Genomic DNA, 16557 nt, shown 5'->3' on the forward strand with positions numbered 1-16557 from the left:
TTTATTCTTTATCTAATTTATATTTAGAGATATCGGTTCCAAACGACAGATTCAGACCCTCGAGCAAATCATCAAGCTCCGTGAGCGATTTCTTACCGAAGTTTCTGAACTTCAACAGATCTGTCTTGTTGAACTGTACCAAGTCACCCAATGTTTCCACATCGGCAGCTTTCAAGCAGTTCAAGGCACGAACTGAGAGGTCCATATCAACAAGCTTAGTCTTAAGCAGCTGGCGCATGTGCAATACTTCTTCATCAAATTCTTCATTGCCGTCCACATCGGATGTTTCAAGAGTAATCTTTTCATCAGAGAACAACATGAAATGATAAATCAATATTTTAGCGGCTTCTTTCAAAGCTTCCTTCGGGTGAATGGAACCATCGGTAGTAATTTCCAATACCAGCTTTTCGTAGTCAGTCTTCTGTTCAACACGGAAGTTTTCCACCTGATATTTTACATTACGTATCGGTGTGTAAATAGAATCGATAGGAATTACATTAACATCGGTACAATATTCGCGGTTTTCGTCGGCCGGAACATACCCTCTACCTTTATTAATGGTAATGTCCATCTGCATTGTTGCTTTTGAATCTAAATGGCAAATAACCAATTCAGGATTTAACACTTCAAATCCAGTCAAATACTTACTTATATCACCTGCCTTAAATTCACTAGAATTCTCAACGGTAATGCTTACCTTTTCATTTTCGAACTCTTCTACTACTTGCTTAAATCTGACTTGCTTCAGATTTAAGATAATGTTGGTCACGTCTTCTTTAACACCGGGTACAGATGCGAACTCATGTTCTACACCTTCGATCTTAATCGTGTTGATTGCAAATCCTTCCAATGAAGAAAGAAGAATACGGCGTAAAGCATTACCTACGGTAATACCGAAACCGGGTTCGAGTGGACGGAACTCAAATTTTCCAAATCTGGAGTCCGCTTCCAACATTAATACTTTATCAGGTTTTTGAAATGCTAATATCGCCATGAAATTAATTATTATTTAGAGTACAATTCAACGATCAAGTGTTCTTTAATGTTTTCAGGAATGTCTGCTCTTTCAGGTATATGTAACAACTTACCTACCTTAGAAGTTTCATCCCACTCCAACCAAGGATATTTGCTGTGATTGAATCCTGCAAGTGAATTAGCAATCACTTCCAAAGATTTAGATCTTTCGCGTACACCCACAATCTGACCGGGTTTTACAGAGAATGAAGGAATATTAACTACCTTTCCATCTACTGTAATGTGCTTGTGACTTACTAACTGACGGGCAGCAGCACGAGTCGGAGCAATACCCAAACGGAACACCACGTTGTCAAGACGAGCCTCTAAACTCTGCAACAAGATTTCACCGGTAATACCGTTAGCACTTGCAGCCTTTTCAAACAGGTTACGGAATTGTTTTTCCAATACACCGTAAGTATATTTAGCTTTTTGTTTTTCTGCCAACATGACACCATACTCAGAAGTCTTTCTTCTTCTGTTGTTACCATGTTGTCCGGGAGGATAATTCTTCTTAGATAAAACTTTATCTGCTCCAAAGATTCCTTCACCGAATTTACGGGCAATTCTTGATTTTGGTCCAGTATATCTAGCCATTTCTTTTTCTAATTTAATTGTTACTAATGAACTTAATTTGTTGCAGCCGCGATTACAGAAAGGAAGTGCAATCCATTATTAACAAAATCAAGTTACATATAAAAATAGGTTATCTATTAAACTCTTCTTCTTTTCGGAGGACGACAACCGTTGTGCGGAAGCGGAGTTACATCAATAATTTCAGTAACCTCGATACCAGCTCCGTGAACAGTTCTGATAGCAGACTCACGTCCGTTTCCAGGACCCTTTACATAAGCTTTCACCTTTCTCAGGCCAAGATCAAACGCTACCTTAGCGCAATCTTGTGCAGCCATCTGTGCTGCATAAGGAGTGTTCTTCTTAGAACCTCTAAATCCCATCTTACCTGCAGAAGACCATGAGATAATCTGACCTTCACTATTTGCCAGAGATACAATGATGTTGTTGAATGAAGAATGAACATGCAACTGTCCATTAGCGTCAACCTTCACATTTCTCTTCTTAGCTGCGACTGTTTTTTTTGCCATATCAACAATTATTATTTAGTAGCTTTTTTCTTATTTGCAACTGTTTTCTTTCTTCCCTTACGTGTACGAGCGTTGTTCTTAGTGCTCTGGCCACGAACCGGCAGACCAATACGGTGACGTACACCACGATAGCAACCAATATCCATTAATCGCTTAATGTTTAATTGCACTTCTGAACGAAGATCACCTTCTACTTTGTATTCAGCACCAATGATTTCACGAATTTTAGCAGCCTGGTCATCTGTCCAGTCTTTTACTTTCACATCTCTGTCAACACCAGCCTTATCCAAGATTTTTGCTGAACTACTGCGTCCAATACCATATACATAGGTTAACGCAATCTCGCCTCTCTTATTCTGAGGCAAATCTACACCAACTATTCTTATAGCCATATACTAAATTATTTTTTTTGCAAAAATAATAAATTATCCTTGACGTTGTTTATACTTAGGATTTTTCTTGTTAATAACATACAAACGGCCATTTCGTCTAACGATTTTGCATTCCGGCGTACGTTTCTTTAATGATGCTCTTACTTTCATATCTTATTTCTTTTTTATTTATATCTAAAAACGATTCTTCCTTTAGATAAGTCATAAGGAGACATCTCTACTCTGACCTTATCCCCGGGTAATATTTTAATGTAATGCATTCTCATCTTGCCAGAGATATGAGCAGTAATCTCATGCCCGTTTTCTAGCTCAACACGAAACATTGCATTAGACAATGCTTCAACTATAACTCCATCTTGTTCTATTGCGGATTGCTTTGCCATATTAAATTGCTTTATCTCCTAATACTTGTTCGACATATTCAAATGAGGACAAAATATCTGCCTTCCCAACTCCTATTGCAACTGTATGCTCAAAGTGAGCGGCACATTTCCTATCGCGTGTACGCACTGTCCATCCATCTCTTTCCATTACTATCTGGCGGGAACCCAATGTTATCATCGGTTCGATGGCAATGCACATACCCTTTTTCAACTGAGTGCCGTATCCTCTTTTTCCATAATTGGGTACCTGCGGATCTTCATGCATATCTTTTCCAATACCATGACCTACGAATTCTCTTACCACACCATAGGAATTAGCCTCGCAATGTTGCTGGACAGCAAAACCTATATCACCCAAACGCTTTCCATGAATGGCATTCTCTATACCTAAATATAAAGCTTCTTTTGTTGTCTTCAAAAGTTTCAAGACCTCAGGATCAACTTCTCCTACACAGAAGGTATAAGCTGAATCCCCACAAAACCCATTCATATAAGTACCACAATCAACAGAAACAATATCACCTTCTTTCAAAGGGATATCATTGGGAATACCGTGTACAACCTGATCATTTACCGAAGTACACAAGGTACTGGGAAACGGATCACCATACTGATTGGGAAAACCTTTAAAAGTAGGAACAGCTCCATTATCTCTAATAAACTCTTCAGCCACCTTGTCAAGTTCCTTAGTTGTCACACCGGGTTTTATCAATTTAGCAACTTCAGCCAGAGTCCTACCTACAAGTAGGTTACTCTGACGAAGCAGCTCTATCTCATCATCTGTCTTAAGAAATATCATCTCAGACTAATTAATATGCAGCAACATTACCAGCACGCCCCTTGATTCTTCCGGAATTTAACAATCCGTCGTAATGGCGCATCAGCAAATGACTTTCTACCTGTTGGAGTGTATCCAATACAACACCTACAAGAATCAATAAGGATGTACCACCGAAGAACTGGGCGAACTCAGCTTTTACTCCAAAAATACCGGCAAATGCAGGCATGATGGCTACAAGAGCCAAGAATATAGAACCCGGCAGAGTAATACGAGACATGATCGCATCTATATACTCAGCTGTATTCTTACCTGGTTTTATTCCCGGAATAAAACCATTATTTCTCTTCATATCTTCTGCCATCTGGTTAGGATTAATTGTTATTGCAGTATAGAAGTATGTAAACACAATAATCAATATTGCAAAAACAAAATTATACCAGAAGCTAGTATGATCTACAAATGCACGTACAATACCACTTGCTGTTGCAGCATTTGAGAAACCTACCAATGTAATAGGGATAAACATGATTGCCTGGGCAAAGATGATAGGCATTACATTCGCAGCATTCACCTTTAAAGGAATATATTGTCTTGCACCACCATATTGTTTGTTTCCTACAATACGTTTCGCATACTGTACGGGAACTTTGCGGACGCCTTGAACCAGCAAAATTGCTGCTGCAATAACGAACAACAAAAATACTATTTCCAACAAAAACATGATGATACCACCTGCACCCGGAGAAGCCAGACGAGAAACAAACTCCTGGAATAAAGATTGTGGCAGACGGGCAATAATACCAATCAAAATGATGAATGATATACCATTACCTATCCCCTTATCTGTTATTCTTTCTCCAAGCCACAGAATAAACATACTTCCAGCTGCCAAAATGATGGTAGAAGTAATTATAAAGAATGTCCAATCTAATGAAGCATTAAGTGATGGTCCGGCTTGCATCTTAAGGTTAAGCAAGTATGAGGGAGCTTGGAAAACCAAAATTGCAATTGTCAATATACGAGTATACTGATTGATTTTTCTTCTACCACTTTCACCTTCACGCTGGATTTTCTGAAAGTAGGGAACAGCAATCGCCAAAAGCTGAATTACAATTGATGCCGAGATATATGGCATGATTCCCAATGCAAAAATAGATGCATTGGAAAACGCTCCTCCAGAGAACATGTTTAACAAGGCTAACAAACCTTCACTCGTTTGTTTATGCAACTGAGTTAACATAGCAGGGTTAATACCTGGCAGAACCACGTAAGAACCAAACCTGTAAATTGCAACAAATAATATAGTAATGAGGATCCTTTGTCTCAGATCCTCAATTTTCCATATATTCTTTAATGTTTCAATAGATTTTCTCATTGAATCAGAGTTTTACTGCATTACCACCAACAGCTTCGATTGCAGCTACCGCACTCTTTGAAAAAGCATTAGCTTCCACATCAAGCTTAGTAGTCAAACTACCGTTACCTAGTACTTTTACCAATTGATTAGAAGAAATGAAACCAGCTTCAATAAAGTCATTCATACCTACCTTAGTCAGATTCTTAGCTTCAGCCAATTTCTGAATAGTTTCAAGGTTAATAGCTTTATATTCTACACGGTTAATATTCTTAAAACCAAACTTCGGAACACGACGTTGAAGAGGCATCTGTCCACCTTCAAAACCAATCTTCTTTGAATAACCTGATCTTGATTTAGCACCTTTATGACCTCTTGTAGAAGTACCACCCAAACCAGATCCCGGGCCACGGCCAATTCTTTTTCTAGTCTTTGTAGATCCTTCTGCAGGTTTTAAATTACTTAAATTCATATCGTAATTAGTTTTTTTATTAACAATGAATTACTTAACGATGGCAACCAGGTGTTTTACCTTTTCAACCATTCCCAGAATAGAAGGAGTTGCTTCGTGCTCAACCACACGATTCATCTTGCGAAGTCCCAGCGCATCGAGTACTCTCTTTTGATCAGCAGGAGCACCAATTCTACTTTTTACTTGTTTAATCTTAATAGTTGACATAATTCCTCCTTATCCTCTAAATACTTTTTCCATACTTACGCCTCTGTTCTGAGCAACCATACGGGCATCTCTCATCTCGCCCAAAGCTAAAATAGTAGCTTTTACCAAGTTGTGCGGATTAGAAGAACCTTTTGACTTAGCCAAAACGTCTGTAACACCCACACTTTCCAAAACAGCACGCATCGCACCACCTGCTACCACACCAGTACCGGTAGAAGCCGGCTTGATGAATACTTCAGCACCACCAAATTTAGCCGACTGTTCATGAGGAACTGTACCTTTCAATACAGGAACACGAGTCAAGTTCTTTTTAGCTGCTTCAACACCTTTAGCAATAGCAGCTGTTACTTCACCTGCTTTACCAAGGCCCCAACCAATAATACCGTCTTCGTTTCCAACAACGACAATTGCAGAGAAGCTGAATGTTCTACCACCCTTTGTTACCTTTGTAACACGGTTGATAGCAACCAATCTGTCTTTTAACTCTATATCGTTAGTTATCTTAACTCTATTATTAACTGCCATAATTGATTAAAATTTAAGTCCACCGTTACGAGCAGCGTCAGCTACTTCTTTTATTCTCCCATGATACAAGTAACCATTACGGTCGAATACGACAGTCGTAATACCAGCTTCCTGAGCCTTCTTGGCAATCAGTTCACCAACTTTAGCAGCCTGTTCTTTCTTAGGCATAGCTTCCATTCCCAAAGATGAAGCTGCAGCCAAAGTTCTACCAGACAAGTCATCGATAACTTGAACGTAAATCTGCTTGTTACTTCTAAACACACTCATACGCGGACGTTCAGTAGTACCTGAAATCTTATTGCGTACTCTATATTTGATCTTGATTCGTCTTTCTAATTTTGTTGTCATGATAATACAATTTTATGTAAATTATTTAGCACCGGCTGACTTACCAGACTTTCTACGAATTTCTTCGCCAACAAACTTAATACCTTTACCTTTATAAGGTTCCGGCTTACGGAAAGAACGTATTTTTGAACAAACCTGACCCAGCAGTTGTTTGTCACAAGATTCCAATATAATAAGAGGGTTCTTATTTCTTTCTGACTTAGTTTCTACCTTGATTTCAGGAGGTAACTGCATAAAGATATTATGAGTATAACCCAAAGCGAAATCAATAATATTACCATTGTTTGAAGCACGGTAACCTACACCGACAAGTTCCAGTTCTTTCTTATAACCTTCAGAAACACCAATAACCATGTTGTTAACCAAAGAACGATACAAGCCATGAAAAGCATGTCTTTGTTTTACGTTATCCAACATCGCGTTTTCGTTTTCTGTCAACATCACATGTCCATCTTCAATTGCAACATTGATAGAAGGATCAACAAATTGGCTAAGTTCGCCTTTAGGACCTTTTACAGTAACTACATTATCCTTCAGAGTAACTGTTACTCCAGTGGGAATACTAATGGGTAATTTTCCTATTCTTGACATTGCTTATCCTCCTATTAATATACGTAACAAAGAACTTCACCACCGATTTTCAGTTCAGCAGCTTCTTTGTTAGTCATTACACCTTTGGAAGTAGATATTATAGCAATACCTAAACCATTAATAACTCTCGGCATGTCTTTGTAACCCGTATACTTACGTAAACCCGGAGTAGAAACTCTAATAAGCTTCTTAATAGCATTTACTTTGTTTACTGAGTCGTACTTCAAAGCCACTTTGATAGTTCCTTGAGGACCATCTTCTACAAACTTGTAGTTCAGAATGTAGCCTTTGTCGAAAAGGATCTTAGTGATTTCCTTTTTCAAATTTGAGGCAGGCACTTCTACTACTCTGTGCTTTGCACTAATTGCATTTCTCAATCTGGTGAGATAATCTGCGATTGGATCTGTCATATAATAATAAATTAAATTAATCAGGACTACCCTGACAATATTTAAAAATAAAAAGAATTACCAGCTTGCTTTCTTTACGCCCGGAATCAAACCATTAGAAGCCATTTCGCGGAACTGAATTCTTGAAATTCCGAACTGACGAATATAGCCTTTAGGACGACCGGTCAATTTACAACGGTTGTGCAAACGAATAGGATTAGCATTCTTAGGAATAGCCTGTAATTTCTGAGCAGCTTCAAAAGCTTCAGCAGGATCACCTGAGTTGACAATCTTTTTCAACGCAGCACGTTTTTCAGCATATTTGGCTACAAGTTTGGCTCTTTTTACTTCACGAGCCTTCATTGATTCTTTTGCCATAATATATTAATCTTTTTTTGAGTTTTTAAACGGTAAACCAAATTCCTTCAACAAAGCATAACCTTCTTCATCTGTCGGAGCAGAAGTTACAAAGGTAATATTCATTCCGAGAATTTTAGTAATACTATCGATATTTATTTCAGGGAAAATGATTTGTTCCTGAATACCCAATGTATAATTACCTCTTCCATCGAACTTGCTTTCGATACCTTTGAAGTCACGAATACGTGGCAAAGCAACACGAACAAGTTTTTCAAGGAACTCATACATTCTTTCACGACGCAAAGTCACCATTACGCCAATCGGCATTTTCTTACGTAACTTAAAGTTAGCGATATCTTTACGTGAAACTGTTGCAACAGCTTTCTGACCAGTAATTGCTGTTAACTCATTAATAGCAACTTCAATAATCTTCTTATCAGCAACAGCCATACCCAATCCTTGATTGATAACAATCTTCTTAAGTACGGGGATCTGCATTGTTGAAGAATATTGGAACTGATTCTTTAATGCAGGCGCAATGCGCTCTGCATATTCTTTCTTAAGGCTAGCAGTATTACTCATTATTTAATCTCCTCTCCTGATTTTTTAGCATAACGAACAAATGTTCTACCATCAGAACTTTCTCTTCTTCCCACACGTGTTGGCTTGCCTGTTTTAGGATCAACCAAATTCAAGTTTGAGATATGTATAGCAGCTTCCTGCTTTACGATACCACCCTGAGGGTTCTTTGCATTAGGTTTGGTACTTTTCGATACCATATTGATACCTTCTACAAGTGCACGTCCTTCTTTAACAAGAACTTTCAGCACACGGCCAGTTTTACCTTTATCTTCACCAGAGTTTACGTAAACTGTATCGCCTTTTTTTATATGTAATTTACTCATTACTTAAATCTTTTACAAAATTAAAGTACTTCAGGTGCAAGTGATACCACTTTCATGTTTGCAGCACGCAACTCTCTTGCAACAGGGCCAAAAATACGACTTCCTCTAATTTCACCTGCATTATTCAACAATACGCAAGCATTATCATCAAAACGAATATAAGAACCATCAGCACGACGGATTTCTTTCTTAGTACGTACAATTAAAGCCTTTGATACTGCACCTTTTTTAACATCACTAGAGGGGATTACACTCTTGATAGAAACTACAATGACATCCCCTACAGAAGCGTAACGTCTCTTCGTACCGCCTAATACGCGGATACAAAGAGCTTCTTTAGCGCCACTGTTGTCACACACTGTAAGTCTGGATTCTACTTGTATCATAATTACTTAGCTCTTTCAATTATTTCAACCAATCTCCATCTCTTAGTTTTGCTCAAAGGACGAGTTTCCATGATGTGTACTGTATCACCTACATTACATTCATTCTTTTCATCATGAGCATGGTATTTTTTCGTTTTAGAAACGAACTTACCATAAATAGGGTGTTTTTCTTTAAACTTAGCAGCAACAGTAATGGTCTTATCCATCTTATTGCTTACTACAACACCTGTTCTTTCTTTTCTTAAATTTCTAGCTTCCATGAGGACCATTATTATTTGTTAAGTTCTCTCTGATGCAATTCTGCCTTCATACGCGCAATCGTTCTGCGTAACTTTTTAATCTGTGCAGGATTATCCAGCGGAGAGATAGAATGATTTAAAACCATCTGATTGTAATTGGCTACTTCAGCTTCAATTCTTTCTGCCAATTCATTGGTAGCTATTTCTCTAATTTCTGCAATCTTCATAATAAATTAAGCATTTTGATTTTGAGCATCGTAATCACGTCTAACTATAAACTTAGTAGTAACAGGAAGCTTCTGTGCTGCAAGACGCAAAGCTTCTTTAGCTACCTCATAAGGAACACCTTCTGCCTCGATGATAATACGACCCGGAGTAACCGGAGCAACGAAACCTTCAGGAGCACCTTTACCTTTACCCATACGCACATCAGCAGGCTTGCGAGTAATAGGTTTGTCCGGGAAAATACGGATCCAAATCTGTCCTTGACGTTGCATATATCTTGTTACCGCAATACGTGCAGCTTCAATTTGTCTACCTGTAATCCATTTAGTCTCCAAAGATTTAATACCAAATGAGCCGAAAGCCAATTGGTTTCCTCTTTGAGCATTTCCTTTCTGACTGCCCTTCTGCTGTCTTCTGAATTTTGTCTTTTTCGGTTGTAACATAATTCCTAAAATTCAAATCCGTTAGCGATTGTTTTTCTTTCTTTTGAAGTTCTTACCACCGTTATTGTTGCCATTACCACCACGACCACTCTCTTTAGTCTGAGTAAAGTTGGGCGCTAATTCTCTCTTACCATACACTTCACCACGGCAAATCCATACTTTAATACCCAGCAAACCAACTTTAGTCAAAGCTTCTGCATGACAGTAGTCAATATCTGCACGGAAAGTATGCAACGGAGTTCTTCCTTCTTTATACATTTCAGAACGGGCCATTTCTGCTCCATTCAAACGTCCTGAAATCAACACTTTGATACCTTCAGCGCCCATACGCATTGTATTAGCGATAGCCATCTTGATGGCACGGCGATAGGCAATCTTACCTTCTACCTGACGAGCGATATTATTAGCAACAATAACAGCATCCAACTCAGGTCTCTTCACTTCAAAGATATTGATCTGAATATCTTTGTCCGTGATCTTCTTCAACTCTTCTTTCAACTTGTCAACTTCCTGACCGCCTTTACCAATGATAATACCCGGACGTGCTGTACAAACCGTAATTGTCACCAATTTCAGTGTACGTTCAATAACAATTCTTGAAACGCTGGCTTTTGCAAGTCTGGCATTCAAATATTTACGGATTTTGCTGTCTTCCAACAAAGCATCACCATAATCATTGCCACCGTACCAATTAGAATCCCATCCTCTGATAATTCCTAAACGGTTGCTTATCGGATTAACTTTCTGTCCCATCTAGTCTTAATTTTGATTATCATTAGTACTCTTAGAATCAACGAACAAAGTCACGTGATTTGAACGTTTACGAATTCTGTAACCTCTTCCCTGCGGAGCCGGACGCATTCTTTTCAGCGTTGCACCACCATCAACATAAATCTTTGTTACAAACAATTCGCCACTTTCTGCCTTACGTTCGTTTTTCTGTTCCCAGTTAGCAATAGCAGAGCGCAACAGTTTTTCCACTCTTGCAGAAGCTTCTTTAGAAGAAAACTTCAAGACACCCAGTGCACGGTTCACTTCCATACCACGGATCATGTCAGCCACGAGACGCATTTTTCGCGGAGAAGTAGGAACATTTTGCAACTTTGCAAAATACATGGTCTTAAGGGCTTCTTTTCTTTTTTCAGCCGATATTTTTTTTCTTGCTCCCATTATTTATTACTTTATTATTTCTTCAGATTATCCTGCTTATTTTTTCTTATTACCTGCATGGCCGCGGAATGTACGTGTCGGTGCAAATTCACCCAATTTGTGTCCTACCATGTTTTCTGTAACGTAAACAGGAATAAATTTATTTCCGTTATGAACTGCAACTGTGTGCCCTACAAAATCAGGCGAGATCATCGAAGCTCTAGCCCAAGTCTTAACGACAACCTTCTTGCCGCTTTCATTCATAGCAAGCACTTTCTTTTCAAGTTTAACGTTAATATATGGACCTTTTTTTAATGAACGACTCATAATTTACTCAATTAATCAGTTATTACTTTCTTCTCTCAATAATATACTTAGAAGACTGTTTTTTCGGAGCTCTTGTCTTCAAGCCCTTAGCATACAAGCCTGTACGTGATCTTGGATGACCTCCTGAAGCGCGTCCTTCACCACCACCCATCGGGTGATCAACAGGATTCATAACAACACCACGGTTGCGAGGACGACGACCCATCCAACGAGTACGACCTGCCTTACCGGAAGATTCCAATCCATGATCAGAGTTACCAACGCTACCAATAGTAGCCTTACAAGCACTAAGTATTTGTCTTACCTCACCTGAAGGCAATTTAATCACACAATACTTGCCTTCTCTTGAAGTTAACTGAGCAAAATTACCAGCTGATCTTACCAAAGCTGCACCTTGACCCGGACGTAATTCTATATTGTGAATTACAGTACCAACGGGGATGTTTTCAAGCGGAAGTGCGTTACCAATCTCAGGCGCTGCATTCGCTCCAGACACCAATGTGCTACCAACTTGCAATCCATTAGGAGCAATAATATATCTCTTTTCACCATCAGCATAAAACAGCAAAGCAATACGAGCCGAACGATTCGGATCGTATTCTATAGTTTTAACAACTGCGGGTACACCGTCTTTGTTTCTCTTGAAATCAATAAGTCTGTATTTTCTCTTGTGACCACCGCCCATATAGCGCATTGTCATTTTACCAACGTTGTTGCGACCACCTGTTGAGCGTTTTCCAAATACAAGAGACTTTTCTGGTACCGATGCAGTAATCTCTTCAAAAGTACCAATAATTTTATGTCTTTGCCCCGGTGTTGTGGGCTTAAATTTACGTACTGCCATCTTTATTAAATATTGCTATAAAAATCAATAGTATCGCCTTCTTTCAATGTTACGATAGCTTTCTTATAAGCATTCGTACGACCATTGATGATTCCAGACTTAGTGTAACGGCTTTTACTCTTTCCCGAGTATTTTAGCGTATTTACATCTACTACTGTAACATTATACAAAGCTTCAATCTCACTCTTAATTTCCAACTTGTTAGCTTCAGGACGTACAATAAAGCCGAATCGATTTAACTTCTCGGTAATTGCAGTCATTTTCTCAGTAACCAACGGTTTAATAATAATTCCCATTATCTAAGCCTCCTTTTTAAATTAAGATAAGATATTCTCGATAGCCTTGAGCGAGTTTTCTGTAACAACAAGAGTTTCAGCATTCAATACATTGTAAGTATTTAATGCAGAAGCAATTGCTACATTAGCACGTTCGATGTTACGAGCTGACAAATATACATTTTTATTAGCTTCCGGCAAAACAAGAAGCAACTTTTTGTCAGCAATTTTAAGATTATTTACCATAGAAACGAAATCCTTAGTCTTTGGAGCCTCAAATGTGAAGTCTTCAACAATAATGATTGCGTTTTCTTGAGCTTTATAAGACAATGCCGACTTGCGAGCCAATGTCTTAACTTTTTTATTCAACTTAAACCAATAGTCACGAGGTTTAGGACCAAACACGCGAGCACCACCCACCAATACCGGAGAGTTGATATCACCACGACGAGCACCGCCACCACCTTTCTGACGACCTAATTTACGAGTAGAACCGCTGATTTCGCTTCTTTCTTTAGATTTATGAGTTCCCTGACGTTGGTTAGCCATAAACTGCTTAACGTCCAAATAGATAGCGTGGTCATTGGGTTCAATTCCGAAGATAGATTCGTTTAACGTAACCTTTCTTCCGGTGTCTTCACCTTTAATATTTAATACGTTAACTTCCATTATTTCTCAATTATTACGATTGAACCTTTGCAACCCGGTACCGAACCTTTAATCAAAAGAAGATTGTGTTCCGGAATCACTTTTAATACCTGTAAGTTATGTGTAGTAACGCGGTCACCACCCATTTGACCACCCATACGCATTCCTTTGAATACTTTTGCAGGGTAAGAACATGCACCGATAGAACCCGGTTTACGAGCGCGGTTGTGCTGACCGTGAGTAGTCTGACCTACTCCACCAAATCCATGTCTTTTAACTACACCTTGGAAGCCTTTACCTTTAGAAGTACCAACAACGTCAACATAAGCCGCATCATTGAACAACTCCACTGTAATAGTGTCTCCCAAATTCAATTCTGTTTCAAAATCTTTGAACTCGGCCAAGTGTCTCTTCGGAGTTACACCAGCTTTTTTAAAGTGCCCCATCAAAGGTTTGGTAGTATGCTTTTCCTTTTTGTCCTGGAAACCTACCTGAACAGCTGCATAGCCGTCTTTCTCAACACTCTTAATCTGAGTAACTACACAAGGACCAGCTTCGATAACAGTGCATGGTACATTTTTACCATCAGCACTGAAAACGGATGTCATTCCGATTTTCTTTCCTAATAATCCTGGCATTTCAGTTAATTTTTAAATGCATTAAACTTTAATTTCTACTTCAACTCCACTCGGTAATTCCAACTTCATCAGAGCGTCTACTGTCTTAGCTGTTGAGCTATAGATGTCGATTAATCTCTTGTAAGAAGACAATTCAAACTGTTCACGTGACTTCTTGTTAACGAAAGTCGAACGGTTTACCGTAAAAATACGCTTGTGTGTAGGCAATGGAATAGGACCGCTAACAATAGCACCTGTTGCCTTCACTGTTCTAACGATCTTTTCAGCAGACTTGTCTACCAAGTTGTGATCGTAAGATTTCAGTTTAATTCTAATTTTTTGACTCATTAAATTTTAAATTAAAAAATGATTAAATATAAAGTGGGGCCGGATTAAGAGTCATTCGCTAACCCGTCGCCCCTGCTTTTTTTATTATACTAAGTCTACGCGACCTTTCACTTCTTCAAGTACAGCCTTAGCAATAGAGCTGGAAACTTGAGCATGATGATCATAAGTCATAGATGATGTAGCACGGCCCGAAGTAATAGTACGCAAAGCTGTTACGTAACCAAACATTTCTGCCAAAGGTACTTTAGCTTTTACAATACGAGCTCCAGAACGGCTTGATTCCATACCTTCTACTTGACCACGACGCTTATTCAAGTCACCAATAACATCACCCATGTTTTCTTCAGGAGTTACAACCTCCAGTTTCATAATAGGTTCAGTCAATACAGGACCTGCTTTAGCACATGCATTTTTGTAAGCCTGGATAGCACAGATCTCGAATGACAACTGGTCAGAGTCAACCGGATGGAATGAACCATCCTTCAAGACTACTTTCAGTGAATCAAGCGGATACCCTGCCAACACACCATTCTTCATTGCGGTCTGGAAACCTTTCTGAACTGATGGGATAAATTCCTTAGGAACATTACCGCCCTTCACTTCATCAATAAACTGCAAACCACCTTGTGTAAAGTCTTCGTCAACCGGGCCGATTGCCACAATGATATCGGCAAACTTACCACGACCACCAGACTGCTTCTTATAAACTTCACGCAATTCAACAGTCTTAGTGATAGCTTCCTTATAGTTAACCTGAGGTTTACCCTGGTTACATTCTACTTTAAACTCACGTTTCAGACGGTCGATAATAATATCCAAATGAAGCTCACCCATACCGGAAATAATAGTCTGACCGGACTGCTCATCAGTCTTAACAGTAAATGTCGGGTCTTCTTCAGCCAGTTTAGCCAAGCCATTAGACAACTTGTCCAAATCTTTCTGAGTCTTAGGTTCAACTGCAATACCAATTACAGGATCAGGGAATTCCATCGATTCCAATACGATCGGTGCATCTTCATCACACAACGTATCACCTGTACGGATATCCTTGAAACCAACACCGGCACCAATATCACCAGCTCCAATCACCTCTACAGGATTCTGTTTGTTTGAGTGCATCTGGAACAAACGTGATACACGTTCTTTTTTACCCGAACGAGTGTTATAGATATATGAACCAGCCTCTACCTTACCAGAGTAAACGCGGAAGAAAGTCAAACGTCCGACATAGGGGTCAGTTGCAATCTTAAATGCCAAAGCTGATGTTTTTTCATCCTCGCTAGGTTTACGGTCTTCCTCTGCTCCTGTAGTCGGATTAGTACCTACAATAGCAGGTGTATCCAACGGAGAAGGCAAGAACGCACAAACATAGTCAAGCAATGTCTGAACTCCCTTATTCTTGAATGAAGAGCCGCAGAACATCGGAACGATATCCATTTTCAATGTACCTGCACGCAAAGCACGCAAGATTTCTTCTTCAGTGATTGTAGAAGGATCATCAAAGAATTTCTCCATTAAAGCATCGTCAAATTCAGCCACTTTTTCGAGCATTTTCTCTCTCCATTCATTAGCTTCATCAACCAAGTTCGCCGGAATTTCTTCTACGCTATAATCTGCACCCATTGTTTCATCGTGCCACAAAATAGCTTTCATTTTGATCAAATCAACAACTCCTTTGAAGCTCTCTTCAGCACCAATAGGAATTACCACAGGGCAAGCATTTGCGCCTAATACATCCTTCATCTGGCGAACAACTTCGAAAAAGTCAGCACCAGAACGGTCCATTTTATTAACGTAACCAATACGAGGCACATTGTATTTATCAGCCTGACGCCATACGGTTTCTGACTGAGGTTCAACACCACCAACCGCACAATAAGCTGCAACAGCTCCATCCAAGACACGTAAAGAACGTTCTACTTCAGCAGTAAAGTCAACGTGTCCCGGAGTGTCAATCAAGTTTATTTTATAAGTATTTCCCGCATATTTCCAACGAGTAGTAGTAGCAGCAGATGTAATAGTAATACCACGTTCCTGCTCCTGCTCCATCCAGTCCATTGTTGCTGCACCATCATGCACCTCACCAATTTTGTGAGTCAAGCCAGTGTAGAACAAAATACGTTCTGAAGTCGTTGTCTTACCAGCATCAATGTGAGCCATGATACCGATATTGCGGGTCAAATGCAAATCATGTTTAGCCATCTTCGTCCTTTACTTATTAATTATTACTTG

General features: G+C 39.2%; 30 protein-coding genes. All 30 read right to left on the reverse strand.

Annotated features, from left to right (window positions below):
• Position 1 precedes the first annotated feature (1 nt).
• Entirely contained in the window at positions 2–994 is a 993-nt protein-coding gene (locus RE317_RS06165) for a DNA-directed RNA polymerase subunit alpha (RefSeq protein ID WP_005844902.1), read from the reverse strand.
• Between the two features lie 11 nt (positions 995–1005).
• A complete protein-coding gene (rpsD, locus tag RE317_RS06170) occupies positions 1006–1611 on the reverse strand; it encodes a 30S ribosomal protein S4 (protein ID WP_008666770.1) in 606 nt (201 codons plus the stop codon).
• Between the two features lie 116 nt (positions 1612–1727).
• Positions 1728–2117 (reverse strand): 30S ribosomal protein S11, encoded by a 390-nt coding sequence (gene rpsK, locus RE317_RS06175; RefSeq protein ID WP_005844897.1) that lies wholly within the window; start codon positions 2115–2117, stop codon positions 1728–1730.
• Between the two features lie 11 nt (positions 2118–2128).
• A complete protein-coding gene (gene rpsM / locus RE317_RS06180; RefSeq protein WP_005844895.1) occupies positions 2129–2509 on the reverse strand; it encodes a 30S ribosomal protein S13 in 381 nt (126 codons plus the stop codon).
• A 33-nt stretch (positions 2510–2542) separates the two neighbouring features.
• Positions 2543–2659, reverse strand: coding sequence for a type B 50S ribosomal protein L36 (ykgO, locus tag RE317_RS06185; protein WP_002558051.1), 117 nt, complete (start codon positions 2657–2659; stop codon positions 2543–2545).
• Between the two features lie 14 nt (positions 2660–2673).
• Positions 2674–2892: a translation initiation factor IF-1 gene (gene infA / locus RE317_RS06190; protein WP_002558052.1), complete on the reverse strand. Its 219-nt coding sequence runs from the start codon at positions 2890–2892 to the stop codon at positions 2674–2676.
• A 1-nt stretch (position 2893) separates the two neighbouring features.
• The gene (gene map / locus RE317_RS06195) at positions 2894–3691 is read right to left on the reverse strand and encodes a type I methionyl aminopeptidase (protein ID WP_005844893.1); all 798 of its coding nucleotides are present in this window, start codon (positions 3689–3691) and stop codon (positions 2894–2896) included.
• Between the two features lie 10 nt (positions 3692–3701).
• Complete coding sequence (gene secY / locus RE317_RS06200; RefSeq protein WP_005844891.1) at positions 3702–5048, reverse strand: preprotein translocase subunit SecY; 1347 nt, start codon at positions 5046–5048, stop codon at positions 3702–3704.
• Positions 5049–5052: 4 nt separating this feature from the next.
• Positions 5053–5499, reverse strand: coding sequence for a 50S ribosomal protein L15 (gene rplO, locus RE317_RS06205; protein ID WP_005844889.1), 447 nt, complete (start codon positions 5497–5499; stop codon positions 5053–5055).
• A 30-nt stretch (positions 5500–5529) separates the two neighbouring features.
• A complete protein-coding gene (rpmD, locus tag RE317_RS06210) occupies positions 5530–5706 on the reverse strand; it encodes a 50S ribosomal protein L30 (RefSeq protein WP_005844887.1) in 177 nt (58 codons plus the stop codon).
• A 9-nt stretch (positions 5707–5715) separates the two neighbouring features.
• Complete coding sequence (gene rpsE / locus RE317_RS06215; RefSeq protein WP_005844884.1) at positions 5716–6231, reverse strand: 30S ribosomal protein S5; 516 nt, start codon at positions 6229–6231, stop codon at positions 5716–5718.
• A gap of 6 nt (positions 6232–6237) precedes the next feature.
• Positions 6238–6579 carry a 50S ribosomal protein L18 gene (gene rplR / locus RE317_RS06220; RefSeq protein WP_005844882.1) on the reverse strand — a complete coding sequence of 114 codons (342 nt, stop codon included), beginning with the start codon at positions 6577–6579 and terminating at the stop codon, positions 6238–6240.
• 21 nt (positions 6580–6600) lie between these two features.
• On the reverse strand, positions 6601–7170 hold the full coding sequence (rplF, locus tag RE317_RS06225; RefSeq protein WP_005844876.1) for a 50S ribosomal protein L6: 570 nt from the start codon (positions 7168–7170) through the stop codon (positions 6601–6603).
• Between the two features lie 14 nt (positions 7171–7184).
• Entirely contained in the window at positions 7185–7580 is a 396-nt protein-coding gene (rpsH, locus tag RE317_RS06230) for a 30S ribosomal protein S8 (protein WP_005844874.1), read from the reverse strand.
• A 57-nt stretch (positions 7581–7637) separates the two neighbouring features.
• Positions 7638–7937: a 30S ribosomal protein S14 gene (gene rpsN, locus RE317_RS06235; RefSeq protein WP_005844872.1), complete on the reverse strand. Its 300-nt coding sequence runs from the start codon at positions 7935–7937 to the stop codon at positions 7638–7640.
• 6 nt (positions 7938–7943) lie between these two features.
• Positions 7944–8501 (reverse strand): 50S ribosomal protein L5, encoded by a 558-nt coding sequence (rplE, locus tag RE317_RS06240; RefSeq protein WP_005844870.1) that lies wholly within the window; start codon positions 8499–8501, stop codon positions 7944–7946.
• Positions 8501–8824, reverse strand: coding sequence for a 50S ribosomal protein L24 (gene rplX, locus RE317_RS06245; protein WP_005844868.1), 324 nt, complete (start codon positions 8822–8824; stop codon positions 8501–8503). The genes rplE and rplX overlap by 1 nt, the downstream gene beginning before the upstream one ends.
• 20 nt (positions 8825–8844) lie before the next feature.
• A complete protein-coding gene (rplN, locus tag RE317_RS06250) occupies positions 8845–9210 on the reverse strand; it encodes a 50S ribosomal protein L14 (protein ID WP_005844866.1) in 366 nt (121 codons plus the stop codon).
• 2 nt (positions 9211–9212) lie between these two features.
• Positions 9213–9470: a 30S ribosomal protein S17 gene (gene rpsQ, locus RE317_RS06255; protein ID WP_005844864.1), complete on the reverse strand. Its 258-nt coding sequence runs from the start codon at positions 9468–9470 to the stop codon at positions 9213–9215.
• A gap of 11 nt (positions 9471–9481) precedes the next feature.
• Positions 9482–9676: a 50S ribosomal protein L29 gene (gene rpmC, locus RE317_RS06260; protein ID WP_005844862.1), complete on the reverse strand. Its 195-nt coding sequence runs from the start codon at positions 9674–9676 to the stop codon at positions 9482–9484.
• A 6-nt stretch (positions 9677–9682) separates the two neighbouring features.
• Positions 9683–10117 (reverse strand): 50S ribosomal protein L16, encoded by a 435-nt coding sequence (gene rplP, locus RE317_RS06265; protein WP_005844860.1) that lies wholly within the window; start codon positions 10115–10117, stop codon positions 9683–9685.
• A 21-nt stretch (positions 10118–10138) separates the two neighbouring features.
• Positions 10139–10870 carry a 30S ribosomal protein S3 gene (rpsC, locus tag RE317_RS06270; RefSeq protein ID WP_005844858.1) on the reverse strand — a complete coding sequence of 244 codons (732 nt, stop codon included), beginning with the start codon at positions 10868–10870 and terminating at the stop codon, positions 10139–10141.
• A 6-nt stretch (positions 10871–10876) separates the two neighbouring features.
• The gene (gene rplV, locus RE317_RS06275; RefSeq protein WP_005844856.1) at positions 10877–11287 is read right to left on the reverse strand and encodes a 50S ribosomal protein L22; all 411 of its coding nucleotides are present in this window, start codon (positions 11285–11287) and stop codon (positions 10877–10879) included.
• Between the two features lie 36 nt (positions 11288–11323).
• The gene (gene rpsS, locus RE317_RS06280; RefSeq protein WP_002558070.1) at positions 11324–11593 is read right to left on the reverse strand and encodes a 30S ribosomal protein S19; all 270 of its coding nucleotides are present in this window, start codon (positions 11591–11593) and stop codon (positions 11324–11326) included.
• 22 nt (positions 11594–11615) lie between these two features.
• Entirely contained in the window at positions 11616–12437 is an 822-nt protein-coding gene (rplB, locus tag RE317_RS06285; protein ID WP_005850640.1) for a 50S ribosomal protein L2, read from the reverse strand.
• A gap of 5 nt (positions 12438–12442) precedes the next feature.
• Complete coding sequence (gene rplW, locus RE317_RS06290; protein ID WP_005844851.1) at positions 12443–12733, reverse strand: 50S ribosomal protein L23; 291 nt, start codon at positions 12731–12733, stop codon at positions 12443–12445.
• Between the two features lie 21 nt (positions 12734–12754).
• Complete coding sequence (gene rplD / locus RE317_RS06295; RefSeq protein WP_005844849.1) at positions 12755–13381, reverse strand: 50S ribosomal protein L4; 627 nt, start codon at positions 13379–13381, stop codon at positions 12755–12757.
• Positions 13381–13998, reverse strand: a complete 618-nt coding sequence (gene rplC, locus RE317_RS06300; protein WP_005844847.1) for a 50S ribosomal protein L3 — start codon at positions 13996–13998, stop codon at positions 13381–13383. The genes rplD and rplC overlap by 1 nt, the downstream gene beginning before the upstream one ends.
• 21 nt (positions 13999–14019) lie before the next feature.
• Positions 14020–14325: a 30S ribosomal protein S10 gene (gene rpsJ, locus RE317_RS06305; protein ID WP_002558075.1), complete on the reverse strand. Its 306-nt coding sequence runs from the start codon at positions 14323–14325 to the stop codon at positions 14020–14022.
• An 84-nt stretch (positions 14326–14409) separates the two neighbouring features.
• Entirely contained in the window at positions 14410–16527 is a 2118-nt protein-coding gene (gene fusA / locus RE317_RS06310) for an elongation factor G (protein WP_005844844.1), read from the reverse strand.
• Positions 16528–16557 lie beyond the last annotated feature (30 nt).

Origin of the sequence: Phocaeicola sp. GP0067, from assembly GCF_031119655.1 — a bacterium.
Taxonomy (GTDB): Bacteria; Bacteroidota; Bacteroidia; order Bacteroidales; family Bacteroidaceae; genus Phocaeicola; species Phocaeicola vulgatus.